This window comes from Helicobacter sp. 16-1353 (assembly GCF_003288815.1).
Lineage (GTDB): Bacteria > Campylobacterota > Campylobacteria > Campylobacterales > Helicobacteraceae > NHYM01.
Genome location: NZ_NHYM01000003.1, coordinates 117,742 through 141,928, shown reverse-complemented (window position 1 = coordinate 141,928; position 24,187 = coordinate 117,742). Strand labels below are relative to the sequence as shown.

The window sequence follows — 24,187 nt, the reverse complement described above, 5'->3', positions numbered from 1 at the left end:
ATTGATATAATACATTTTTTTTAAATTTCGTTTAATAAAAAGGTATTTGAAATAAAACTAGCAATATCTTATATGATGATAAATATATTTATGGTAAATATATTTGCTAATGATATTTCTAAATATGATATAGATGGAATATGGGAGATTCCAGAAGAGATAGAAGGACAAGTATCAATAGGAGAGATTATCACACAAGATGAAAAATCATTTGCATATGCTTTTGCATACACAAGAAGAGATGGAGATAAATTAATAGAAAGAGAGATTCGCAACGAAGAAAGCAATGCCAAAGATATGGTTGGCAAGGTTTTTTTATCTAATCTTGAATTTAATGGTAAAAAATGGATAAATGGTAGAATCTATAATCCAAATAATGGGAATGTTTATTACGCAGAAGCCTCTTTATCACCTGATAAAAATGTATTAGCGATAAGAGCTACAATTGATAGTTTTGGATTTATAGGAGTAACATTATATTGGAATAGAGTAAAAACCCCATCTTATACTCCGCTTAGTCGCAATGAAATAATTTTAATTGAAGCATTAAAGGAAAATTAATATGAACAATTTATTTTTAGTTATAGTTACTTATATTAAGCCACTAGATGAAGTAGAAGCTTTACGACCCAAACATAGAGAATATCTAAAAGAAGGATATAAAAATAAAAATCTCCTTTTAAGCGGTCCCCACAAAGAGCATAATGGAAAATTTGGCGGAATCCTAATAGCTAGATTCCCATCTAAAGAAAATGTAGAAGAATTCACCAAAAACGACCCTTTTTATTTAAACAATGTTGCAACATATGACATAATAGAATTTGAGGCAGTTTTATTCGATGAGATTCTAAAAAATTATTTTTAAACTTTATTAATAGATTCATTTAGTATATTTAAAAGGATTCTACTTGGAAGAAAAATTAATTAAAGATAATATTTGCGATACTAAATTATTTTATTTTGCATTTTTCTCTATAGCTGCAATGACTGTTTTAGGCGGTGCAGCAATCTCGCCATCTCTGCCAAGCTTAGAAAAACATTTTAGCTATGTAAAAAATATTGACATAATAGGAAAGTTTGTATTAACCACACCTGCGTTATTTGTTATATTTTTCTCGCCGATTAGTGGATTTTTATTTGATAAATTTGGGCGATTAAAATTAATGTATCCAGCTATGATTGTTTGGAGTCTTAGTGGCGTAGCGGGATTTTTCTTAGATAATGTATATCATATATTAATCTCAAGGGCGATTTTTGGCATTGCAACGGCTTTCGTTATGACGGGCTCAGCGGCACTACTAGCGGATTATTATAGTGGAGCAAAGAGGGAAAGAGCTATAAGCATACAGGGATTCTACACATCATTTGGTGGAGCGACATTTCTAACGATAAGTGGTTTTCTATCAAATATCAATTGGCGTTATCCATTTTTAGTATATTTGCTTGGATTAGTTGTATTTTTCCTAGCCTCTAGAGTGTTGTTTGAACCAGCAAGAAAATTTCCAAATAAAGCAAAACCTAAAGAAGAATCCACAGATGAAAGTTTTCATATTTCCACATTCCTACCCATATATTTCTTAGGATTTTGTGGAATTAGTCTATATTATATTATCCCTACACAAGTTCCATTCTTTATCGTAGATGTTTTGCATAAAGGTGGGGAATTAGTAGGAATATCCGTTGCTGTTTCATCTATATCTGGGGCGATGAGTTCGCTATTTTACGCTAGAGTTAGGTATTTATTAAAATTAGAAAAAGAGAGTATGTATTGCATTGGATTTAGTCTTGTTGGTTTAGGATTTTGTTTGATACATATTTTTCATAGTTATAATGCCCTATTATTATCGCTAATTTTTATTGGTTCTGGATATGGAATCTTTCTTGTTACAAATGCCTCGTGGCTTTTTTCGCTAACAAAAGATAGTTTTCGTGCAAAAGCATATGGATTCTTGGCAAGTTCATATTTTCTAGGACAATTTCTATCACCCATCATCACCCAACCCATAGTTGAAATGATAAATATTGTAAATATGTTTTTAGCTATTGGCATAATATCCTTACTTTTTGGAATATGGTTTTTTATCGAAGTAAGATTAAAAAATATAAAAACTGCAGAATCTTAAATATTATAAGGATAAATTTGCGACAATACATTAATCTAAAATAGATTATGGAGAATAATATGGAATTTATAAGCATTATTATGGGAAGTAAGAGTGATTGGAAGGTTATGCAAGAATGCGTTGAGATACTAAAAAAATTTGATTGTGCATATGAGGTTATCATTAGCTCGGCACATAGAAGTCCAGAGCGAACAAAAGAATATATCAAAGACGCACAAAATCGTGGTGCTTGTGTATTTATCGCAGCAGCAGGAATGGCAGCACATCTAGCTGGAGCGATAGCAGCACAAACATCAAAGCCTGTTATTGGTGTGCCACTAGATTCCAGCTCTTTAGGTGGATTAGACGCACTTTTATCAACAGTGCAAATGCCAAGTGGAATGCCCGTTGCAACAATGGCTATAGGAAAAAGCGGAGCGATAAATGCGGCATATTTTGCAATGCAGATTCTATCATTGAAAAATGAGGAATTAAGCGGTAAATTAATCGAAGATAGGGTTATAAAATCAAAAAAAGTTGAGTTAGATTCTAATGAAATAGAAATTAGGATTGTATAGATATGAAAGCAAATTGGATTAAACTTGAGGAATTCCTAGAGATTACCGGACTTAGTAGAGAAAGTGTAAAAAAGCTTATACAAAATGGACAAATCAATGCTAAATATATCAATGAAATACTTTATGTAGATAGTATAAGCGGGACAAATGCGATTGTGAAAAGCACACATAATTCATTTGTATCAAAAAGTTTAGATGCTGATTTCGTAGAGCAAAGCATAGGAACGATATTAAATCTACACGAAAAAGTCATAGAAGCAAAAGATGAAACGATTTTGGCTATAAAAAATGAAAATCAATTCTTAAAAGATTCTCTAATTAGTGCGAAAGAAACGCAAATAGATGATAAAAAAACAATAGAATCCCTAAAGCAAGAAATACAAAGCAAAAAAGCCGAATTAGAGGCGATAAATCGCAAATATAAACTAATGTGGGGAAAAATGCTAAACAAAGATAGAGAAATTTGAAAATACAAGATGAATGCTCAATCTGCCTTTTTAGACAGATTGAGCGATTTTTAGATGGCAAGAATCCGCATATTTTACAAGCAATAGAATCTGCTATAAAAAAGATAGATATGCAAGATTCTCCCCCAAAATCGGCGATTAAAATCTATGATATATTAAAAGATTCCCTAAAATGCAATGACCCATACTATGAAATAAAACAAGATTCTATGATATTAGCAAAACAAATCGCCCAAACAATAAACCCAAATAATCTACAAGAAGCGATAAAGGCAGCTGTAATAGGCAATGCTATCGATTATGGTTCACAAAACCAAGATAATATCCACGATGCGATAGAAAAAACAATGAGCGAAGATTTTGCGATAAATCATATTAGTAATTTTAAAGAAACTTTAAATAAAGCAGAATCATTGCTTTTTATCGCAGATAACGCAGGAGAAAACTATTTTGATGAGATTTTGCTTAGATTTATCAAGCAACACTATAGCATTAAAATCACATATTTAGTTCGTGGAAAGCCCATAATCAATGATTTAGTGATGAGCGATGTAGAAAATCATAAAAGTTTATTTGATATTTGCGAGGTAAAAAGCAGTGGAGTGCCATCTCCGGGGTTTATTTATGATTTAGCAAATGAGGATTCTAAAAGGCATTTTATGCAAGATTCTATAATCATCGCAAAAGGTATGGGTAATTTTGAATGCCTAGAATCCACAAAAGATAAACGATTATTTTTACTATTTAAGATTAAATGTAATGTTGTTAGTGGATTTTTAAACCAGAATCTAAATAAATTAATATTTTTGAATAATTATTAACACTCATTTAAAATTCATTTGTTTTTTTATTATTTTTAAGGAGAGATTAAAAAAAAAAGGTTTATAATCCATTAACTTTTATAGATTTTCGTGGAATTTATTAAAAGTAAAAATCTTATTAAGGAATATAGAATGAAAAGAAATGGTTTCTCAATGATTGAATTAGTTTTCGTTATCGTTATATTAGGTGTTTTGGCGGCTGTGGCTGTTCCTAGATTTGTAACAACTAGGACAGATGCACAAGTTGCAATGCTAAGAAGTGATATTGCATCAACGCTAAAAGCAATCCCAGCTAGGGTTTTCGCTGAGAATCTAGACCCAACAGCTTCCGCTCCAACAGGGTTTTCAAATTGGGGAGAATGGATGATAGATACAGGTGGACTAGATAGAGGTAGATGGCAAGCAAGTGGGAATCAATTACAAATCATAGCTCAAACAGAGTCTAATGGGACTAAACAACCTTGTAATGGAACCTATATCGAGCTCCAAACAAATACAGGTGATTTGATATTTGACCCATCTAAGATTGCTGCTCCTTCTTCTGGAACAGGTAAAGTGCTATGTGATAATCTAAAAAATTCCTATCCAAGCAATTCAAATAGGGTTATCCCACTTGCCACAACAGGTGCAGTTAAGTTCTAAATCTTATTATATTAAGGGACTTAATCCCTTAATATAAACTTCAAATAATGCTTAAATAAATATTTTAAATATTCTAATACTTATAATTATTAATATATTTTAAAGATTCTAGTTTTTCTTTAAAATTAAAGTTTGTTGAAATATATTTGGAGATTCTAAATAAAGATGGCTGGAATCTTAAATAATTTAAAGATTTAGCTTTATAGATTAATCTAAATATTAGGATTCCATTAACAATTCTTTTACTTCAAATAAAATAATCTCTCGTGCCACAATAGATAAAGTTAAATTCTAAATCTTATTATATTAAGGGCTTAGTCCCTTAATATAAACTTCAAATAATTCTTAAATATCTTAAAAAATTCTAACTTTTCTTTAAAAATAATGGTAGCTTAACTCTAAATATTAAAGTTTATTGAAATATATTTAGAGATTCTTATCCAAGCAATCCAAATAGAATAATCCCGTTTGCTATAATAGATAAAGTTAAACTCTAAAAATTCTTTAGGAATCCTAATTATTAAAGGGTAAGATTCCCTTTAACAATTCTTACAAATATCACTATAATATCAAATCTATAATTTTATACATCGGGGACAAATGAGTATTATAAAAAAAATATATATAAAATACATTGATACGAAAAATACATTATGGGGTGTATTTTTAAGTCTTAGAAATAGGGTGTTGGAATTTATATCATTTTTTAACAATGTAGAGACTTACGCCGCCTCACTTTCTCTTTATTCGTTATCGGCGATAGTTCCATTGATTATTATAGTATTATCGATTTTTCTATCTGTGCCAAATTTCCAAGACCAAGTTGATTATCTTAAAAATATTATATTATCAAATCTATCTCCTACAAATACGGAAATCATCGCTGGATATTTAGACCAATTTATGGAAAATTCCAAAACACTAGGAATGAGTGCATTTATTTATGTTTTTGTCGCCTCTGTGCTATTTTTCAGGAATCTTGAAAATATCTCATCAAAACTATTTGAATCCAAAAAAAGAGGTTTTTTTGATGCATTAATAGTATATTGGGCTTTGATGACTCTATTCCCACTTGGCATTGGTGTATCTTTGTATTTTAGCTTAGAAGTGCAATCATTATTAAAACAAGTAGATTTTATGAATCTTTTTGACTTTATCCCATATATTACCATTTGGATTCTATTTTTTATACTTTTTAAGATTCTAGCAAATAAGCCATTACCATTTTTATCATTATTGCTTTCATCATTAATAACTATGATTGTTTGGAGTTTGCTAAAATGGGCGTTTGTGTATTATGTCTTTTTCAATAAAGCCTATACTACGATTTATGGCTCATTTTCCATTTTAATGTTTTTTATACTATGGATTTACTGCTCGTGGATTGTAGTGCTATATGGAATGAGATTAACACAAGGGCTAATAACTAATTTTGGCGGCAAAAAAGACGATAGTATGATGATTTAGATTTAAACTTTAAGGGGTTATTATGGTTTATGTTGTGGTATTTTTGATTCTCATTTCTATAATATGCTTAAGTCTTTGTGTTTATTTTTATATGAAAAATAAAAATATTATGCAAAAAAATAATATATTAATCTCAAATATAAAATTAAATGAAGAAAGAATTTCTATCTTTGAAAACGACATAGATAGCCTAAATCAAGAAATAAAATCATTGATAGAGCAAAATGCCAATCTAAAAACCTCATTAGAATACGAAAAAAAGATAAATCAAGAAAAACTAGATGAGTTTAAAAATCTAAAAGAGCAAACTAAAAATGAATTTAAGGTTTTATCACAAAGCATACTTGAAGAGCGTATAAAAGCACATAAAATGAGCCAAGAAGAGAATCTAAGCAATATCCTAAAACCATTTCAAACTCAAATAGATAATTTCAAAAAAAGGGTTGAAGAGGTATATGATAAAGAAACCAAAGGGCGAAGCGAACTTTTTAGCGAAATAAAACACCTAAGAAATCTAAATGATAGAATCTCCCAAGATGCGATAAATCTAACCAATGCTCTAAAAGGAAATAATAAAATACAAGGTAATTGGGGCGAAGTAATCCTAGAAAACCTACTACAAGATTCTGGATTAATTAAGGATAGAGAATATGTATTACAACAAACACATAAGAATGAAAAAGGTAGCTATTCGCGTCCAGATGTGATTATAAAACTACCTAATAATAAAAAAATAATAATTGATTCAAAAGTTTCATTGATTGATTATGAGCGATATATAAATAAGGGCGGATTGGTAAATAGCAATGATAAGAATGATGATTTATTTTTGCATATTACTTCGATTAAAAATCATATTAAGAATCTTAGCAATAAGAATTATAATGACTTATTAGATGGCTCAAAACTTGATTTTGTCCTAATGTTTATCCCGCTTGAAGGGGCATTTTTAGATGCAATAAAATATGATAGTGAATTATTTTTATATGCATATAATAAAAATATTATTTTAGTTAGCCCTACTACACTCTATGCCACATTAAGGACAATTGAAAATATCTGGAGAAATGAAAGACAAAATAATAATATGGAAGAGATTCTAAAAACTGCAAGTGGACTTTATGATAAGTTTTTAATTTTCTATGAAGGTTTAGAATCCTTAGGTAAGAATCTCCAAAATGCCGAAGACAACTATAAAACATCATTAAATAGACTAAAAGATGGCAGAGGCTCGATAGTATCACAGATTCAAAAATTAGAAGAACTCGGGGTAAAAGGTAAGAGAAAGATTCCAAAGGAATTATAGATTTTCAATCCCTAGAATTTCTAAATTCTTAATTCTTATACAACAAAAAAATAACAAAACCTTGACTATAATCAAAAAAATTGGAATAAAAAACTAATACCATTACAAAGCATTCTTAGTAGTATTTACTAGTGCAAATAAATGTGATAGGAGGGTGTTTTTGGAAAATAACGAGCAAAAAAAGCCTCTTCCTGTTCTTACTTTGACAGTTATTTTCGCAATTATTTTTGTTGCTTTATTAGGTGGATTTACATTTTGGTATGCGAAAGGATTTTCGTATTTTAGTAACTCATCTGAAGCTTGCAATAATTGTCATGTTATGAATGAGGTATATAAGGATTGGAGGACTGGTAGCCATAGAGAGCATGCTACTTGCAATGATTGCCATATTCCTAATGAGTTTATATCGAAATGGCTTACAAAAGCAGAAAGTGGTGTTAGTCATGCTTATGCATTTACTTTTAAAGATTTACCGACAACATTAAGTGCAACTCAAAAGAGTAAGGTTATCGTGCAAGATAATTGCATACGATGCCATTCTCAAATAGCAAGCAATGTTGTAAATCCTACTACAAAAGTAGTTCATAATTATGATAAAGCATTAAGTTGTGTTTCTTGCCATAGAAATATAGGACATATAAGGAATTTTTAATTTTATTTTAGGAGGAAAAGATGTCAAAAGAAAAATCATCAGTAATGCCAATAATACTTGTTGTTGTGGTTATTATAGGTATTGCTATAATAATGTTACTTGTTAATATAAGTCAAAAGAAAGGGGAGGAAATGGCTATGGCTGTTACCCCTAAAAGCTTTGTAGAGCTAAGCGATGATAATCCTACATTCGATTATTGGGGGAAAAACTATCCAGAATATTTGGATATGTATCTAACTGTGGAGACTGAAGAGCCAAAGACTACAAACTACGGCGGGAATCTTGCTTATAGCAAACTCATTCGTTATCCGCAATTAACCATTCTTTGGGGCGGATATGCTTTCGCAGTTGATGCAAATGAGGAGCGAGGGCACTTCTGGATTCAAGTAGACCAAATGGATACAGCTAGAAATAATAAGGATTTCTTAAACGCTCACGGCTTGAAAGGCTTCGGCGGACAGCCAACTGCGTGTATGAACTGCCATAGTGGATGGTCTCCGTGGCTATATAAAAATACTGCAAAGGGCGATTGGACTGCGTTTAACTCTACTAAATATTGGACTATGATTAAAAATGTGCCACTAGTAGAGGGTGTAAAAGACCATAGCGGACCACACGGCGGAAAAAGAATGGGTGTAACTTGTGCTGACTGCCACAGCCCAACTGATATGAGCCTAAGAATCACAAGACAAGGGCTTATTAATTCACTTGAAATGCGAGGCTATGAAAAAGACCCAGTGCAAGGCGTAAAAGCTGATAGAAACGAAATGAGAACTCTAGTATGTGCTCAATGCCATGTTGAGTATTATTTCAAAAATACTGGCACAAAAGTAAAAGTTATGGGTGAGAGCATAGCAAATGACCCAACTAAAAAATGGTGGAATGGCACTCAAAAAACATATGATGAATTCGATTCTTGGAGAGATGGCAATGAGCCTACAGAAATCGAAGTAGATGGTATCGAGCTAATATTCCCTTGGAGTGCTTGGGAAAAAGACAAACCATTTAGAATTGAAATGTTTGATGAACATTATGATAAAGTTCGAAATTTAGATGGTAAATTAGCATTCAAATCAGATTGGTCGCATAAAGAAACAAAAGCTCCTATGCTTAAGATTCAGCACCCTGAATTCGAGCTATTTAGCGGTGGCGTTCATGCTGCAAATGGTATAAGTTGTGCGGATTGTCATATGCCTTATGTGCGAAAAGGTGCTAAGAAAGTATCACAGCACAACATAACTTCACCTTTATTTGATGTAAATAGTGCTTGTAAAAGTTGCCATAATCAAAGTGAAGAGTATCTAAAAAATCAAATTGCAGATATTCAAAAATCAGTTGCATTTGATTTAAGAAGTGCGGAATATGCGACAGTTAGCCTAATCTGGGATATTAAGAAAGTTAGAGATGCACTAGCAAAACAAGGCAAGAGTGAAGAGCAAATCAACGCTTTATTAAAAGAGCCAATGGAATTGCATAGAAGAGGACAAATGAGAGGCGACTTCGTGGGAGCTGAGAACTCCACTGGATTCCACAATCCACGAGAAGCTAGTAGAATGCTACTTCAAGCAGTCGAAATGGCTAGAAAAGGTCAAACTGCCCTAGCTGTGATAGCTGCAAAAAACAATATCGCTTATACACCAAGCGAGGCGACTTTTGAAGAGATTCAAAAATTCAATCCGGGTGATATTCGATACAATGTGGATATTGGAACACATAAAGCTGGAGATAGATTCTACGAGCATTTAGATATTAATGGCAATCCACCAGCTGAGTTATTAGAGCTTGATAAAAATACTAAGCCTTATAACTACAAAGTGCTTGATGCCAAGCTAAACACTAAATAATATGATTTGGCAGGATTCCCTCCTGCCAAGCATACTACACTCTTTTACTATCATTACGATATTTTATAAACTTTAAATCTTAAGTTAGTTATTATTGCAAATTATTTACTTAAGAAGTGTAGATGAAGAAAAAATTAGTATTTACAATATTTTTCATTATATTTGCTATTGGTATTTTTCTATTTACCGCTAATGAATATTTAAAGCGTATCGAGCAAAATGCCATAGAAACATATCTATATTCAATAAAAAATGAATCACTAGAATATGCACTAAATATTGAGATAAATCCTGTAGTATGCAAAGGATTCATTCGACATCAATGCAATATTAGCAATATCAAAATATATGATAATAAGATAGAAATATCCCTACAAAATGCTAGTGCAAAAATAATAGACATTTCCCACGATAGCATAGAAGTGGCATTCCATATAGATGAGATAACATACAATTCCCATACAAATTTAGCTCTACTTCCTAGAAAATTCACATATACATTAAATCTACAAAAACAAGATTCTAGACTTGGATATGTTCTGCTTAATCGCTCCATTTATCTTGATTTTAATACTTTTGATATAAATATTAATCTTGATATTTTATTGCGTGAAGAAATTTTTAGAAACAAAAGCATATTATTTTTACTAAAAGAATGGTTTGACAACACTACGCCAAGTTTTTATGAATATAGTTTGGATACATTAAAAATAAATATAAATTCAAAAAAGATAAAAAACGAGTCGCATAATCCAAGCATTTCCCTAAAATCAATAATCGATAAATACCAACAAGAGAATCCATTATTTCACAATGATTTCGCGAATCATTATTTTAATGAATTTATAAAAGATACTTATAGATTACTAGATAATAAAATAGATACATTGGATTTAAGCATAAAGAGAAAAAATCAAAACCTAGTATTTTTCAATCTCCTTAGTGATGAGGCTTCCAAAAAGAAGATATTGGAAATTATACAGGTATTAAACTCTATCAATGAAACCTATAAGATAGATTTACAAACTAGATAGAATCTAAATATTTATAGAAAGAGCCATATCTTAGCCATCTAGATTCTAAATATATTTAAGGATTAGCTTTATTAGTTTGATTTTACCTTTCCTGTAAGTTTTCTACACATTTCATTATCCAAATCACAAGTGAGGGTTGGAGATTTTGTTGTTGTATCTGTTGTAACATTCAATGCAAAAGCATCTTTCTTAACCTTAACTACAATATTATTTACATTATTTACGGTAAAGGAGCATCCATCGCTATTATTTCCCTCTAATGTTTTCAAATAACCTAGCAATTCGTTATTATTCATCGTAGTGCCTTGTAGGAATCTTTTTGTATATTCCCTTGAAAGAATGGTTTCTGTTTCTGAAAGTCCAGCCCTAAGTTTCGCATAGCACGCATCATCTCTACCCAAACTCAATCTAGGAATAGCAACTGCAGTCAAAACACCGATAATAACAATGACAAAAACAAGCTCTATCATATTAAAGCCTTTTCTTTTCATACTATCTCCTTAAATAAATATTTAAAATTTACTTTTCGTTTATTATTGTAATTAAATAATCCTTAACTACAACCATATTTTTAAACTTAATTTTATAAATTTACGATTTTTTTAATGAAAATTAAATTAAAATGGCATAATTTCTAAATTCATAGTTCAAATAAAGGCTAGTTATGGAAAATCATATAAAATTAAACACACAGACAACAACTGCTGTGCCAAAGATTAATGGAATTGATGTATTAGCTAATGCTAAACCTATAAGAGTAAATACGCAACAACAAGAAAAAAGAGAAATAAGAGAAGAAATAAATAAAATTAGAAATAATCAAAACTTAAATAGTGGAGTAAATCCAACTATAAATAAAGAGCGAGTAAATACACAGATTCCAGTCCAGCAACAAAGACAAAACATCAATCCAATTAATCAAACAATAAGACCATCTCAAAAATCACAAACACCACCTCAACCTACAAATACACAACATAGAGAAGTCAATAAACAATCTCAAGCTGAAAATATACGAAATACAACAGAGATGAATGAAATAAATACAGAAAGCCGAATAGACACATCACTAGAAAATATAAATAAAAATCCTAATCTAAAATCACTAATAGTTGATGTAGATAAACTAGATTTCGAGGTTACAAAAAAAGTTAGAATATATCTTAAAAAATTAGTAAGCATAGGTGGGAGCGACCTACATCTAAAAGCAGGAAGTAAGATTCGTGCGAGGATTAATGGTGATATTGTGATTTTTAGTGAAGATGTATTCTCTAAAGAAGATGCAATAACCCTAGCAAAAGAATTAACAAGGACAAGATTCCCAGAATTCGCTTTAAATAAAGAAATGGATATGACTTATATTTATGATTCTAATACGAGGTTTAGGGTTAATTTATATTTCCAAATGGAAGGTGTTTCATTTGCATTTAGGTCTATACCAACTACACAAAGCACCATAGATGAACTTGGACTTCCTGATGCTATACACGATATAGTTGATATGGAAAGGGGCTTGGTGCTAGTAACAGGTATCACAGGCTCTGGTAAATCGACGACTTTAGCAGCGATTATCAACGAAATAAATCACAAAAAAGCAAAACATATAATAACCATCGAAGACCCAATTGAGTTTATACATAAAGATGAAAAAAGTATGCTAAATCAAAGAAGTGTAGGAATGGATACAAATAGCTTTGCATCTGCACTAAAAGCCGCACTTAGGGAAGACCCAGATATTATTCTAGTGGGCGAGATGAGAGATATTGAAACGATTGAGATGGCACTTCACGCCGCAGAAACGGGGCATTTAGTGCTATCCACCCTCCACACACTAGATGCAAAAGAAACGATAAATAGGATTATTTCTGTTTTCCCTACAAACGACCAAGTGAGAATTAGAGCAACCTTAGGAAGCACATTAGCAGCAATTATTTCTCAAAGACTATTAAAAGCAAGAAATGGAGGAAGAATAGCGGCAATTGAGCTTTTATTTAAAACCCCTAGAATTGAGCTTATTATAAATGAGGGAAGAGATGGGGAAATCCTAGAAGCACTAGCAGAGGGTAAAGAGATTTACCACACACAAACCTTTGACCAACATCTATTTGAGCTTGTAACAAATGGGATAGTTGATGAAGATGTTGCTATGGAAAAAGCCACTTCACCATCAGATTTAAAACTTCGCTTACAAAATATAAACTTTACAGAGCAAGAAGGGAATATGGATACCATATCAATAAAAAAGTAGAATCTAAAATTTAGATTCTAGAATAAATAACTAAAAGGAAATAACACTTCGCAATGAAGCCATATTTCCTAATAAATCTATTATCATCTACGATACTTTCAAATCAAATCTATATAATTAATCAAAGATTCTTTTTAAATAGCATTTTAAAGCCTATTGACTTATATTTTTATACAAGTAGAATCCCTAAAAAAAATAATAAAAATATAGGAGAAAATATGGCAATAGACCTTAGAAATACGCCTATTTTTAGATTATTTTTATCATATTTTTTTCCATCTTTCATAGGAATGTTAGTTTTATCTTCATATGTCATAGTAGATGGAATCTTCGTTGGCAAAGGTGTAGGTGAATATGGCTTAGGTGCTATTGGAATCGTAAATCCATTATTTTCATTTTTTATGGCAATTGAATTATTATTTGGGATTGGCGGAGCAGTTCTCGTTGGAATGGCACTTGGGAGGGGTAAACTCCATAAAGCTAGGATTATTTTTAGCTCTGTGGTTTATTTCTCTGGCATTTTGGGAGCTTTGCTTGGGATTTTGGTGTTTATTTTAAAAGAAAATATGGCACTTTGGCTTGGGGCAGATGAGATATTGCTATCATTCGTTTTGCCGTATTTAAGCGTGATTGTGCTTGGCTGTCCTATTATTTTATTACAATCTATCCTCTGCACTTTCGCTAGAAATGATAAAGCCCCAAATCTCGTGATGATTTCATTTATAAGTGGCTCAATAATAAACATCATATTAAATTATATTTTTATCTTTATTTTTAAATGGGGAATGTTTGGAGCAGCACTCTCTACGATACTAGGACATTTGCTAGGGCTAATTATCGTGCTAAAGCATTTTATCTGCAAAAATGGTGATTTATATTTCGTGGCATTTTTTAGCATTAAGGCAGTGATAAAATCTGCAAAAGGCGGACTTGCTTCATCAATGCCAGAGATTGCATTTGGTATTGTTGTTATCCTTATGAATATCCTTTTAATGCAGGTTTCAGGCAAAGATGGCGTTGCTATTTTTAGCATATTAATGTATATTGCGATGTTTTGCTTTTCTAGCATTTTGGCGGTTTCACACGGATTGCAACCAATTGTAAGCTATAATTTTGGCTCTGGAAATCTACATAGGGTTTATCAAGCTTTTAAGATAAGTGTATTGTTTGCTACAGCTATGGGCGTTTTATTATATACCATTTTATTTTTTGGAATGCCACTTATCGCCAAAATATTCCTAAAAGCCGATACGCAAATTATGGATAGTCTAGTAATTGCCGCTAGAATCTACTTTTTGGGATATTTATTTTTAGGGGCAAATGTTATAATTTCATCATTTTTACAGGCAATCGGGCGGAATGTCTCTGCATTAATAACATCTTTATCCCATAATTTGGGTTTTATGATGATTTTTCTACCAATTGGAGCAAAACTATTTGGCATAAATGGAATCTGGATTAGCTACCCAATGTCGCTATTTTGTGCGTGTTTAGTGAGTATTTTTATCATCAAAAAAGAGTTAAAATCTTTCAAAGGGAAACAAAGTTGAAAAAGATAATTTTATTTGATATGGATGGGACCTTGATAGATTCTGCAAGCGGAATCTATGAGAGTTTTGAAGCAGTTTTCAAAGCAAATAATATGAAATTACCAAAAAGGGAAGAAATATCAAAATATATTGGATATACATTGCAAGATATGTTTGCCTTTTTAGGTGTAAATCGGGAGCTTGTGGAGCAATTTAGCGAAGAATATAAGAATTATTATGTAAATATTTGCAAGCAAGAAACGAAAATGTTACCAAATGCAATTAATTCTATTAAATTAGCTTATAGTTTTGCCACACTTGGGATAGTTACTACAAAAACGAGTGCTACTTCTAAGAAGATTCTAGCACATTTTGATGTGGAAAAATATTTTACAACAATTATCGGGAGGGAAGATGTAACACAAACAAAACCCGATAAAGAGCCAATTCTAAAAGCTATAAATAATATCAACAAAAGCGGAATCTATACAGAAAATAATAATATATTTATCATTGGGGATACAATCTTAGATTTGATAGCCGCACAAAACGCTGGGATAAATGGCATTGGAGTGCTATGTGGGTTTGGTGAAGAGAGACATTTAAGAGAACATAGTAATGTCGTAGTGCAAGATTCTCTTTCGGCAGTGAAATATATACAAACGCTCTAAATTTGTGTATTTTTTTGAAACTTTAATTAAAAAATCCAAATATATCATATTTTTTTAAGACCTTGTATCGTAGAATTATAAGTATTTAATTTTTAAAATTGGGGGATAAGTAAATGTTGGAAATTAGATGGCATAGCCGTGCAGGACAAGGAGCGGTAACAGGTGCAAAGGGTCTAGCTGATGTAATATCTGGAATTGGAAAACAAGTTCAAGCTTTTGCATTTTATGGCTCTGCGAAAAGAGGTGCTGCGATGACAGCTCATAATAGAATCGATGATAATGTAATATTAAATCACGAAAAATTTATGAATCCGGATTATGTCCTAGTGATAGACCCGGGTCTTACTTTCATAACTGATATATGCGAGTTTGAAAAAGAAGATACAAAATATATAATAACAACGCATTTTAGCAAAGAAGAGCTTTTAGAGAAAAAACCAGATTTAAAGGGAAAGCAAGTTTTTGTGGTTGATTGCATAAAAATTTCACAAGAAACATTAGGCAAACCTATTCCAAATGCGCCTATGCTTGGGGCATTTATTAAGATTTCGGGATTACTTGAATTAGACTTTTTCTTGGAATCTTTCAAAAAAGTCTTAGGGAAAAAGCTTCCTCAAACAATAATCGATAAAAATATGATGGCAATTAAACGCGCATATGATGAAGTAAAATAAGGAGTGTATGATGAAAAAAGGTTGGAATGAGTTTGAAATAGGTTGCGTATTGTTTCCATTTGAAGATAGCAGTAAAGATAATTTAGATAAACAACAAGAAGATAGAAAATATACTCAAAATAGTTCATACACTGCGAGTGTGGCACATTGGAGAGTTGATAAACCAGTTTTTAACTCAAATTTTTGTATTAATTGTTTTAATTGCTGGTTATACTGCCCAGATAGCTCGATTTTAGTTAGAGAGGAAAAGCTAAAGGGTGTTGATTACGAGCATTGTAAAGGTTGCGGAGTTTGCTCTGCTGTCTGCCCTACAAATCCTAAATCATTGCTTATGTATAATGATTATGAAGATAATGATAGCATTTTGAAATCATGGCCACAAAAAGAAGAAAAAAAGAAATAGGGGGAAATTATGGCATTAAAAATGGAATTACAAAAAACAGAGGTTTGGGACGGAAATATGGCTGCAAGCCAAGCCTTAAGACAAGCACAAGTTGATGTTGTAGCTGCATATCCAATCACTCCATCAACGCCAATTGTGCAAAATTATGGAAGCTTCGTTGCTGATGGATATATCGATGGTGAATTCGTAATGGTGGAATCCGAACACGCCGCAATGAGTGGCTGTGTGGGAGCTGCAGCGGCTGGTGGTAGAGTGGCAACTGCGACAAGCTCACAAGGATTTGCATTAATGATTGAGGTTTTATATCAAACTTCTGGAATGCGATTGCCAATATTGCTAAATGTTGTAAATAGAGCCCTTGCATCTCCATTAAATATATTAGGCGACCATTCGGATATGTATTTAGGTAGAGATTCTGGTTGGATTAGCCTATGTGCCTATAATCCACAAGAAGTATATGACTTTAATCTAATGGGATTTAAAATCGCAGAAGATTTGAGAGTAAGATTACCTGTAATGGTTAATCAAGATGGATTTATCTGCTCACATACCGCACAGAATGTTATGCCACTTAGCGATGATGACGCATATAAATTTATAGGCGATTATAAAAAACATAATGCGATGCTGGATTTCGATAGACCTGTAACATATGGCTCACAAACAGAAGAAGATTGGCATTTCGAGCATAAAGCACAATTACACAATGCAATAATGGATTCAAAAGTGGTTATTGAGGAAATTTTTAATGAATTCGAGAAATTCACAGGCAGAAAATATAATATTGTTGAAAAATATGATGTAGAAGATGCAGATTTAATAATAGTCGCACTTGGGACAACGGTAGAATCTGCAAGAGTAGCAAGTGCTAAAATGAGAAAAAATGGGCTAAAAACAGGAGTTGTATCATTTAGAACACTTAGACCTTTCCCGTATAAAGAGCTTGGTGAAGCATTGAAAAATGCAAAGGCGATTGCCGCACTCGATAGAAGTCTTCCAGCAGGGACAATGGGAATGCTATTTAACGAAATTGCGGGTTGCTTGTATCAAGTAAAAGATTCTAAACACCCTGTAATATCTAATTACATCTATGGTTTAGGCGGGAGAGATTTAACCCAACAGCTTTTAGAAAGAGTTTATAATGAGCTAGATAAAAATGCAAAAGCTGGAAAGCTAACTCACCCAGCACAGCAGTTTTTAGGGCTTCGCGGTAAAGATATGGGATTTAACTAGGAGGAATATATGACAAGAGAAATTAAAAATCTAAAACAATTTTCAAATGTAGCAGAGAGATTCGAAGGGGCACATTTACTTTGTCCGGGCTGTGCTCATAGTATAATAGTTAGAGAAGTGCTAAATGCCACAGAAGCCCCGCTTTTGCTTGGAACATCAACAGGTTGCTTAGAGGTATCGACTGCGGTTTATCCTTATACTTCTTGGAATGTTCCTTGGATACACATTGGCTTTGAAAATGGCTCTACAGCAGTAGCTGGAGCGGAAGCAATGTATAAAGCACTACTTAGAAAAGGTCGCTACAAAGGCGAAAAACCAAAGTTCGTTGCATTCGGTGGCGATGGCTCTACTTATGATATTGGATTCCAATGGATTAGCGGTTGTTTTGAAAGAGGACACGATATAACTTATATCTGCCTTGATAACGAAGTATATGCAAATACAGGCGGACAGCGAAGTGGTTCTACTCCGCTTGGCTCATCTACTTCTACAAGTCCAGCGGGAAGAGTTAGCTATGGTAAAAAAGAAAAGAAAAAAGATATTTTATCCATTATGGCAGCACACGGGGCACCATATGTGGCTCAAGTAGCACCAAATAAATGGAAAGATATGAATAAAAAAATAAAAAAGGCAATCGATACTGATGGACCAACTTTTATCAATGCTATGAGTGCTTGCACGACTGAGTGGAAATTTAACTCTGATAAAACTATAGAGGTAAGTGATTTAGCGGTTGATTCGCTTGTATTTCCTTTATTTGAGATAATAAATGGTGTAGAGTTAAATATCACTTATAGACCGAAAAATATCGTATCTGTTAGGGATTATCTCGCTGCACAAGGTAGATTTAAACATCTATTTAAGCCAGAAAACGAGCATATAATCGAGCAATTACAAAAAGATGTAGATAGCAGATGGGAATACCTACAAAGGCGGGAGGAAGCTAGAGTATAGTTTGTAAGAATCTTAGAAATTCTAAGATTCTTAATTGGCTTTTATCCACAATTAGGATTCTATAAATATAGAATCCAATCTTCTAAATATGGCTAAAAAGCCATAAATCTTATTCCTTATTTTCTTTGCCTTTTGTCTCCCACGCCACTTGCACTTTGCCATCTTTGTCCTCTGTAGCACAGATTCCCATTATGTTATATCCATTATCGACATAGTGTATTTCACCTGTAACCGCAGAGGATAGCGGAGATAAAAGATACATCGCGGAGTTGCCAACCTCTTCAATACTTACATTTTTTTTGAGCGGGGAATTTACCTCATTCCATTTTAAAATAAGCCTAAAATCGCCGATTCCACTTGCGGCAAGTGTGCGGATAGGACCTGCGGAAATAGCATTTATGCGGATATTTCGCTTTCCTAGTTCATATGCCAAATATCGCACAGAGGATTCCAAAGCTGCCTTTGCTACACCCATCACATTATAATGCGTTATATACTTCGCTCCGCCAAGATAGCTAAGTGTGAGTATCGAAGCCCCATCATTTAGCACAGGAAGTAGCTCACGAATAAGCTCGATTAGCGAATAAACGGAGATTTCCATAGCGATATTAAAAGCCTCTTTTGAGGTATCGATAAACTCGCCGTCCAACGCCTCTCGTGGAGCAAACGCCACAGAATGCACCAAAAAATCGATTTTACCAAAATCTTTTTTGATAGATTCTCGCAAAGCTTCAAAATGCTCTTTTTTGCTTACATCAAGCTCATATATATTTTTGCTCCCAAACTCCGTAGCAATCGGCTCTACTCGTTTTTTAATGCTATCATTCACATAGGTAAATGCGAGTTTTGCCCCTTGTTCGTAACACGCACTTGCGATGCCATAAGCAATTGATTTATTATTTGCTACACCGACTACAAGCCCAACTTTATCTTTTAAAATCATTTTTGTCTCCTTTTAATTTTTACTTCTCGGGCGAACAAGTCCGCCCTACGACGGGGAGTTTTACTCCCTAGTCTTACTTAAAACTACGATTATTTTGCGGGAAACTTGGCTTTAAGCCTCGTTTTGCTATGCAAAAAATCGATAAGTAAAGTATTGGCAGACGAGCTAAGCTCGTCCTTACAACAAGGGGATTCCGCTCATTGACCCCCAAAAACAAGTGATAGCGAAGTTTCACTGCCAACACACGAGATTAGGTAATTTACTTTTAAAAACAATAAAGTCAAATTCCAACCTTATTCTCGCCCCTTGCGTGATATAAAATCAAAATCTAAGGAAGCGATAGTGCCTCCGCTGATTTTAGGCTATAAAGGAAAAAGCGAGGCTCTCCCCTTGTTTATAAAAAGATTTGCTTTTTTATAAACAAGGGGAGGAAATAAAGCCCTTTTGATGAGAAACTTTGCTTTGCTCGTTTTGCGAATTTAAAATAAAAACTTGAGCGTAAATGAGAAAATAGATTGGTTTTAAAAAAGATTTAATTTTCACTTACAATTAACCTTTTATTATCTCATAAAAACTCTCCACTTTTAAACTCGCACTGCCGACCAAAACACCATCACAGATTCCCAAAATCTCACTAGCATTTTTTTCATTCACACTTCCGCCATAGATTATTGGGGCATTTGTGCGGGATTTTAGGAATCTATAAATCTCGCTAATCTGCTCGGCTTTCGCCACTCTCCCAGTGCCAATCGCCCAAAGTGGTTCATAGGCTAAAACCAAATTTTGATAATCTAAATCAATCTTTGAGATTTGGGAATCTAGAAATTCTAGCATTTTCCCACTTTCTCTAACCTCCAAACTCTCGCCAATACAATAAAAAATCCTAAAATCTCGCTCCTTAAAAAAATCAAATTTCGTCGCACAGATTTCATCGCTCTCACCAAATAGATTCCGCCGCTCACTATGGGCGATTAGAATGGTTTTAATATTAAATTCCTCTAAATGATGAAGTGTGATTTCACCGGTGAATGCTCCAGATTCCGCATAATGAGCGTTTTGAGCACCTAAAATTATATGTTTAAAATTATTTTCCACAAGCGAACTTGTGGCTGGAAAAATATAAATCTCTTTATTTGATATATTATCTAATGTAGAATCTAAGCTTTTTAAAAAACCAATTGTGGATTTTCGGTTTAAATTTGATTTAAAATTACCTGCTATGATTTTCAAAATATACCTTTTGTAAAAATTATTGTAAAATTTTACCAAATTCTAAATAAATCTTTACTAGAGGTTAAGATATGGAAGATATATTTAAAGTAATTAATAAAAAAGTAAAAAATAAAGTGAATATTCTAATAAATACCATATTGCCTTCTAAGATTCCAGAATTTAGCATAAATGAGGTTGAAGAGCCGATATTTTTTATCTATCTTAATAAGAATGAAATAGCTTTTATAAGTCATCTTGATAATAAAGAAGCCGATGAAATAATAAAAGTTGGCATTACAAATAATGAATTTGTATTTTATCCATTAAAAGAAAATTCTATGTTTTTTGGTAAAGATTTTGAGTTTAAGACTTTTGAGTTTATTGAGGTTATCTTATCAAATAAATTACATTTAATCGCAAAAAAAATATATAAGGATATTTGTTTTTTAAGTGATAAGATACTTGAATACAAAACAGTTTATATATCAAAACTAAAAAATATTGATTTTTTTATTGATGTAGTTGATAATTCTAATATTACTAATGTAAATGAAACACTAAATAGCTTATTTAATAATGCGATTAAAGATAAACTTTATAATATTGCTAAGACAAATATACTAGATACTCCATTAAATATTTTTGGTCTTATTTTCCCCGATGGAATACATGAAATATCATATTTTATGGAACAAAAAAGTGCCTTAGAAGCAAGTATGCTAAAAAACTACTATAATAAATCAAATATAGCAAATCCTAAATTAATAGAATCCCTCCAAGTAGAAATAAATGGAAAGGAATTTGAGTTTGAATACTGCATAAACTCGTTTTTCTTGCAATATTCTGTAACAAAAAAGATATTTGCTAAAGCAAAAGTTTGCATCAACAATATTAATGCCCTAAATATCCAACCAGATACTATTCTATACTCAAATAATGATTTAAAAGTAGTAGTAAAAAGAAACAATATCGCAGTATATAATCAAACTGATAGTAGTATTTCACTATATGGCTTATGTAGCATTTTTTTACTAGATAATAATAAGCCTTTTGAAACAAAAATAGAAAATATTAATCTAAAAATACCGATAAATGAAGAAATATCAATGGTATCAAAAAAAGATACTTATTTTGGAACGATAAAAAATCTAAATACAGATATTATTAAAAATGGTAAGATAAAACATAGTATAAAACTAACCTACTCTCTATCAAATAATAAGCATATAGAAACCAAAAATCTAGTTGGCAGTAGTCAGTATATGTTATGTGATATTTTTGATAATATTAATAACTAAATAAAATCTCTTATATTTTTATATGCTTTAGATGGATTCTAATATCGCTTATGCTTATTAATGTTATATTAGAATCTCCCTTTGCTATCATTTATCATTCTAGATTCTAATTTAATAATTATTCACTAAAACTTCCTTGCTCTCGCACTTTTTATATTTGTGCTGATAGCTTGAATTGGCGTAATTATAAGTTAGATGATGAATCTTAAAACTGGATTCCAAGCACCAATTGTGCAGATTCTCATTATATTTCCCCTTGTGTTCTAAGACATTTGATAGGGCGAATCTAATGCCAAAACTATCCGCTTTATTTAAAAAAGCAAATAAATCGCTCTCATCATTTTCGCCCCAGCCACCATTTTCATTATAAGTCGCCGTGCCTAAAATATAGGGTGGGTCAAGGTAGAAAAAGGAATCTTTTGGAATTTTGGCTAAATCAATCTCCCTAAAATCCTTGCAAATAAATTTAGCATTTTGGATATTTGCCACAAATCCCCGTAGTTTTTTGCGTAAATTGGCGTTAAAGTCGCGCTTCCCAACGGGCAGATTAAACTCATCAAAGCTATTAAATCGTATTTGATTATTAAAGCTAAAAATAATTAGCACCAACAGCAAAAGTGGATTTTTGCTCACATTGTAGGCAGTTTTAAGGCGATTAAATCTCTCTTTATTATAGCTTCCTAAGCCACTAGATGAATTACAATTATAATGCGTGTAGCCAAAATTATAAGAATCGCTAAGATTGTATTTAAGAATTATTTTATCGATTTTAGATTCTAGGTTGTGCGTGGTTTTGATGAGTTCTAAAACCGTAATTAGCTTTGGATTTTTATCAATGCCAATTATATTTTTTGCTTCCACATTCGCACCCACATTGAATCCACCACAAAATATATCATAAAAATTATCTATATCTTTTGGAAATTTATTGTAGATTTGGCTTAAAAGCCTAAATTTACCGCCAGTGTAATTTAGTGGCGATTGAGCGGGAATCTTGCTGTAAATGGGAATCTTTTTGCTTGGAATCTTGGGAAACTGCGTGTTGCTTGGAATCTTTAGAATCTTATCGCCACTATTTTCGAGCGAATTTACCTTACTTCGCATAAAAAGATTCTCTCTTTGTGGTTTGTGATATTTGATTTCCCAGCATTAAATGGGGCGAAATCCTTTTCAAAAATCCTAACTTTGCCTTTTTTGCCTAAAATCTCTAAAATCTCATTATCGCTAATTTTGGCATTAGACCTTGCATTTGCCTTATTGTGCGTGTTATTGTAAGAAAGCAGTATATATTTAGCATTGATATTTGCCACAAGTTCGCTTAGATACACACTCGCATCACTTAAACAATAATTGCTTTTTAGCCCACTTCTATCCATCTTTTTTGCCACACCTACGACTTGGGGCTTGGTATTTTTGGCGACATTTTCTAAGAAATGATAGGCATCGCAATACTGCCTTGAATTATATGGCGGGGCAAGGGAGAAAAAATCTGCTTTTTTTTTTTTTGCTATATCGTTTGCATCACGGCAATATATTTGATTATTGGCGTTTAAGCTATTATCAATTAGCGGAATCCTAAGATTTAGCTTTTTCTCCAAATCGCCATTTTTGCGATATGAGTCATAATGCCCAACCGTGTTTGCTATCCTATCAATGGCGTAAAGTAGGGAAGTTATAAGTATGGAATGCTCCCTTTTATTGATTATATTTTGCTCTAAATTAAGCTCAATGTTATCCCTAATAAATCCCACAATTTTTAGATTTTCTTCGCTTAGATAGGTATTTGTGAAATTTTTACTATAATAATTTGGTGCTAGATTCTTGGCGTTATTATAAGATTCAAGCAAGGTAAGAATCTTGTCTTTATCATACGCCACATTAGAGAAAAAACAAGTATAAATATGGTAATTGCAAGTTAGATTGTCATTTAGTATGAGATTATAATTTTTGTTAAATCTATTTGCCACAACGCCACTTCCAGCGAATATATCAGCAAAACTATGGCAGTTTTTGGTATGCGACTTTACTATATTTTCTATGAAATCTAGCAATTGCTGTTTGCTGCCTAAATACCTACGATTAGCGATATTGAAAGTATCCACATTTAAC

25 protein-coding genes are annotated in these 24,187 nt (G+C 32.3%); 20 read left to right on the top strand and 5 right to left on the bottom strand.

Annotated elements, in window-relative coordinates; all coding sequences use genetic code 11:
- Window positions 1–75 precede the first annotated feature (75 nt).
- The 12 genes from CCY99_RS02915 to CCY99_RS02860 all read left to right on the top strand — a co-directional run bounded on the left by CCY99_RS02915 (window position 76) and on the right by CCY99_RS02860 (window position 10,913).
- A complete protein-coding gene (locus tag CCY99_RS02915; protein WP_181646808.1) occupies window positions 76–561 on the top strand; it encodes a DUF2147 domain-containing protein in 486 nt (161 codons plus the stop codon).
- 1 nt (window position 562) lies between these two features.
- The gene (locus tag CCY99_RS02910) at window positions 563–865 is read left to right on the top strand and encodes a YciI family protein (protein ID WP_112059913.1); all 303 of its coding nucleotides are present in this window, start codon (window positions 563–565) and stop codon (window positions 863–865) included.
- Window positions 866–908: 43 nt separating this feature from the next.
- The gene (locus CCY99_RS02905; RefSeq protein ID WP_112059912.1) at window positions 909–2,123 is read left to right on the top strand and encodes an MFS transporter; all 1,215 of its coding nucleotides are present in this window, start codon (window positions 909–911) and stop codon (window positions 2,121–2,123) included.
- A gap of 59 nt (window positions 2,124–2,182) precedes the next feature.
- Window positions 2,183–2,680, top strand: a complete 498-nt coding sequence (gene purE / locus CCY99_RS02900; RefSeq protein ID WP_112059911.1) for a 5-(carboxyamino)imidazole ribonucleotide mutase — start codon at window positions 2,183–2,185, stop codon at window positions 2,678–2,680.
- A 2-nt stretch (window positions 2,681–2,682) separates the two neighbouring features.
- On the top strand, window positions 2,683–3,147 hold the full coding sequence (locus CCY99_RS02895) for a DUF3972 domain-containing protein (RefSeq protein WP_112059910.1): 465 nt from the start codon (window positions 2,683–2,685) through the stop codon (window positions 3,145–3,147).
- On the top strand, window positions 3,144–3,968 hold the full coding sequence (locus tag CCY99_RS02890; RefSeq protein ID WP_112059909.1) for an ARMT1-like domain-containing protein: 825 nt from the start codon (window positions 3,144–3,146) through the stop codon (window positions 3,966–3,968). Before CCY99_RS02895 ends, CCY99_RS02890 begins: the two co-directional genes overlap by 4 nt.
- 132 nt (window positions 3,969–4,100) lie before the next feature.
- A complete protein-coding gene (locus CCY99_RS02885) occupies window positions 4,101–4,610 on the top strand; it encodes a prepilin-type N-terminal cleavage/methylation domain-containing protein (protein WP_112059908.1) in 510 nt (169 codons plus the stop codon).
- Window positions 4,611–5,210: 600 nt separating this feature from the next.
- Entirely contained in the window at window positions 5,211–6,077 is an 867-nt protein-coding gene (locus CCY99_RS02880; RefSeq protein WP_112059907.1) for a YihY family inner membrane protein, read from the top strand.
- 22 nt (window positions 6,078–6,099) lie between these two features.
- Window positions 6,100–7,383, top strand: coding sequence for a DNA recombination protein RmuC (gene rmuC, locus CCY99_RS02875; protein ID WP_112059906.1), 1,284 nt, complete (start codon window positions 6,100–6,102; stop codon window positions 7,381–7,383).
- 160 nt (window positions 7,384–7,543) lie between these two features.
- Window positions 7,544–8,035 carry a cytochrome c nitrite reductase small subunit gene (gene nrfH / locus CCY99_RS02870; RefSeq protein ID WP_112059905.1) on the top strand — a complete coding sequence of 164 codons (492 nt, stop codon included), beginning with the start codon at window positions 7,544–7,546 and terminating at the stop codon, window positions 8,033–8,035.
- Window positions 8,036–8,055: 20 nt separating this feature from the next.
- Window positions 8,056–9,879 carry an ammonia-forming cytochrome c nitrite reductase subunit c552 gene (locus CCY99_RS02865; RefSeq protein WP_112059904.1) on the top strand — a complete coding sequence of 608 codons (1,824 nt, stop codon included), beginning with the start codon at window positions 8,056–8,058 and terminating at the stop codon, window positions 9,877–9,879.
- A 122-nt stretch (window positions 9,880–10,001) separates the two neighbouring features.
- Entirely contained in the window at window positions 10,002–10,913 is a 912-nt protein-coding gene (locus CCY99_RS02860) for a hypothetical protein (RefSeq protein WP_112059903.1), read from the top strand.
- A gap of 71 nt (window positions 10,914–10,984) precedes the next feature.
- Here the strand turns inward: CCY99_RS02860 and CCY99_RS02855 are convergent, their stop codons facing one another.
- Window positions 10,985–11,404 (bottom strand): type II secretion system protein, encoded by a 420-nt coding sequence (locus CCY99_RS02855; RefSeq protein ID WP_112059902.1) that lies wholly within the window; start codon window positions 11,402–11,404, stop codon window positions 10,985–10,987.
- Between the two features lie 173 nt (window positions 11,405–11,577).
- Here CCY99_RS02855 and CCY99_RS02850 point away from each other — a divergent pair, with 173 nt between their 5' ends.
- The 7 genes from CCY99_RS02850 (at window position 11,578) to CCY99_RS02820 (ending at window position 18,625) form a co-directional block, all read left to right on the top strand.
- Window positions 11,578–13,161 carry a PilT/PilU family type 4a pilus ATPase gene (locus CCY99_RS02850; RefSeq protein ID WP_258443172.1) on the top strand — a complete coding sequence of 528 codons (1,584 nt, stop codon included), beginning with the start codon at window positions 11,578–11,580 and terminating at the stop codon, window positions 13,159–13,161.
- A 53-nt stretch (window positions 13,162–13,214) separates the two neighbouring features.
- Entirely contained in the window at window positions 13,215–14,711 is a 1,497-nt protein-coding gene (locus tag CCY99_RS02845; protein WP_112059901.1) for an MATE family efflux transporter, read from the top strand.
- Complete coding sequence (locus CCY99_RS02840; RefSeq protein ID WP_258443169.1) at window positions 14,708–15,361, top strand: HAD family hydrolase; 654 nt, start codon at window positions 14,708–14,710, stop codon at window positions 15,359–15,361. The genes CCY99_RS02845 and CCY99_RS02840 overlap by 4 nt, the downstream gene beginning before the upstream one ends.
- Window positions 15,362–15,474: 113 nt before the next feature.
- On the top strand, window positions 15,475–16,035 hold the full coding sequence (locus CCY99_RS02835) for a pyruvate flavodoxin oxidoreductase subunit gamma (RefSeq protein WP_112059900.1): 561 nt from the start codon (window positions 15,475–15,477) through the stop codon (window positions 16,033–16,035).
- A gap of 7 nt (window positions 16,036–16,042) precedes the next feature.
- Window positions 16,043–16,438: a 4Fe-4S dicluster-binding protein gene (locus tag CCY99_RS02830; protein WP_112059899.1), complete on the top strand. Its 396-nt coding sequence runs from the start codon at window positions 16,043–16,045 to the stop codon at window positions 16,436–16,438.
- A gap of 9 nt (window positions 16,439–16,447) precedes the next feature.
- Window positions 16,448–17,671, top strand: coding sequence for a 2-oxoacid:ferredoxin oxidoreductase subunit alpha (locus CCY99_RS02825; RefSeq protein ID WP_112059898.1), 1,224 nt, complete (start codon window positions 16,448–16,450; stop codon window positions 17,669–17,671).
- A gap of 9 nt (window positions 17,672–17,680) precedes the next feature.
- Window positions 17,681–18,625, top strand: coding sequence for a thiamine pyrophosphate-dependent enzyme (locus CCY99_RS02820; protein WP_112059897.1), 945 nt, complete (start codon window positions 17,681–17,683; stop codon window positions 18,623–18,625).
- 109 nt (window positions 18,626–18,734) lie between these two features.
- Here the strand turns inward: CCY99_RS02820 and fabI are convergent, their stop codons facing one another.
- Window positions 18,735–19,568 carry an enoyl-ACP reductase FabI gene (gene fabI / locus CCY99_RS02815; RefSeq protein WP_112059896.1) on the bottom strand — a complete coding sequence of 278 codons (834 nt, stop codon included), beginning with the start codon at window positions 19,566–19,568 and terminating at the stop codon, window positions 18,735–18,737.
- Between the two features lie 549 nt (window positions 19,569–20,117).
- Window positions 20,118–20,798 (bottom strand): triose-phosphate isomerase, encoded by a 681-nt coding sequence (locus CCY99_RS02810; protein ID WP_181646807.1) that lies wholly within the window; start codon window positions 20,796–20,798, stop codon window positions 20,118–20,120.
- Between the two features lie 71 nt (window positions 20,799–20,869).
- Here CCY99_RS02810 and CCY99_RS02805 point away from each other — a divergent pair, with 71 nt between their 5' ends.
- Entirely contained in the window at window positions 20,870–22,078 is a 1,209-nt protein-coding gene (locus tag CCY99_RS02805; protein WP_112059895.1) for a hypothetical protein, read from the top strand.
- Window positions 22,079–22,189: 111 nt separating this feature from the next.
- On the opposite strand, the gene CCY99_RS02800 is transcribed toward CCY99_RS02805, so the two are convergent.
- Both CCY99_RS02800 and CCY99_RS02795 read right to left on the bottom strand, forming a co-directional pair.
- Entirely contained in the window at window positions 22,190–23,182 is a 993-nt protein-coding gene (locus CCY99_RS02800) for a Dam family site-specific DNA-(adenine-N6)-methyltransferase (protein WP_112059894.1), read from the bottom strand.
- Entirely contained in the window at window positions 23,167–24,180 is a 1,014-nt protein-coding gene (locus CCY99_RS02795) for a DNA adenine methylase (RefSeq protein ID WP_112059956.1), read from the bottom strand. The genes CCY99_RS02800 and CCY99_RS02795 overlap by 16 nt, the downstream gene beginning before the upstream one ends.
- Window positions 24,181–24,187 lie beyond the last annotated feature (7 nt).

What these genes read in the sequence shown, in the direction of transcription:
- CCY99_RS02915 (WP_181646808.1), top strand. Translation starts at nt 76, where the DNA reads ATGATAAATATATTTATGGTAAATATATTTGCTAATGATATTTCTAAA.
- CCY99_RS02910 (WP_112059913.1), top strand. Translation starts at nt 563, where the DNA reads ATGAACAATTTATTTTTAGTTATAGTTACTTATATTAAGCCACTAGAT.
- purE (WP_112059911.1), top strand. Translation starts at nt 2,183, where the DNA reads ATGGAATTTATAAGCATTATTATGGGAAGTAAGAGTGATTGGAAGGTT.
- CCY99_RS02895 (WP_112059910.1), top strand. Translation starts at nt 2,683, where the DNA reads ATGAAAGCAAATTGGATTAAACTTGAGGAATTCCTAGAGATTACCGGA.
- CCY99_RS02885 (WP_112059908.1), top strand. Translation starts at nt 4,101, where the DNA reads ATGAAAAGAAATGGTTTCTCAATGATTGAATTAGTTTTCGTTATCGTT.
- CCY99_RS02880 (WP_112059907.1), top strand. Translation starts at nt 5,211, where the DNA reads ATGAGTATTATAAAAAAAATATATATAAAATACATTGATACGAAAAAT.
- rmuC (WP_112059906.1), top strand. Translation starts at nt 6,100, where the DNA reads ATGGTTTATGTTGTGGTATTTTTGATTCTCATTTCTATAATATGCTTA.
- CCY99_RS02865 (WP_112059904.1), top strand. Translation starts at nt 8,056, where the DNA reads ATGTCAAAAGAAAAATCATCAGTAATGCCAATAATACTTGTTGTTGTG.
- CCY99_RS02860 (WP_112059903.1), top strand. Translation starts at nt 10,002, where the DNA reads ATGAAGAAAAAATTAGTATTTACAATATTTTTCATTATATTTGCTATT.
- CCY99_RS02855 (WP_112059902.1), bottom strand. Translation starts at nt 11,404, where the DNA reads ATGAAAAGAAAAGGCTTTAATATGATAGAGCTTGTTTTTGTCATTGTT.
- CCY99_RS02850 (WP_258443172.1), top strand. Translation starts at nt 11,578, where the DNA reads ATGGAAAATCATATAAAATTAAACACACAGACAACAACTGCTGTGCCA.
- CCY99_RS02845 (WP_112059901.1), top strand. Translation starts at nt 13,215, where the DNA reads ATGAAGCCATATTTCCTAATAAATCTATTATCATCTACGATACTTTCA.
- CCY99_RS02835 (WP_112059900.1), top strand. Translation starts at nt 15,475, where the DNA reads ATGTTGGAAATTAGATGGCATAGCCGTGCAGGACAAGGAGCGGTAACA.
- CCY99_RS02830 (WP_112059899.1), top strand. Translation starts at nt 16,043, where the DNA reads ATGATGAAAAAAGGTTGGAATGAGTTTGAAATAGGTTGCGTATTGTTT.
- CCY99_RS02825 (WP_112059898.1), top strand. Translation starts at nt 16,448, where the DNA reads ATGGCATTAAAAATGGAATTACAAAAAACAGAGGTTTGGGACGGAAAT.
- CCY99_RS02820 (WP_112059897.1), top strand. Translation starts at nt 17,681, where the DNA reads ATGACAAGAGAAATTAAAAATCTAAAACAATTTTCAAATGTAGCAGAG.
- fabI (WP_112059896.1), bottom strand. Translation starts at nt 19,568, where the DNA reads ATGATTTTAAAAGATAAAGTTGGGCTTGTAGTCGGTGTAGCAAATAAT.
- CCY99_RS02805 (WP_112059895.1), top strand. Translation starts at nt 20,870, where the DNA reads ATGGAAGATATATTTAAAGTAATTAATAAAAAAGTAAAAAATAAAGTG.
- CCY99_RS02800 (WP_112059894.1), bottom strand. Translation starts at nt 23,182, where the DNA reads ATGCGAAGTAAGGTAAATTCGCTCGAAAATAGTGGCGATAAGATTCTA.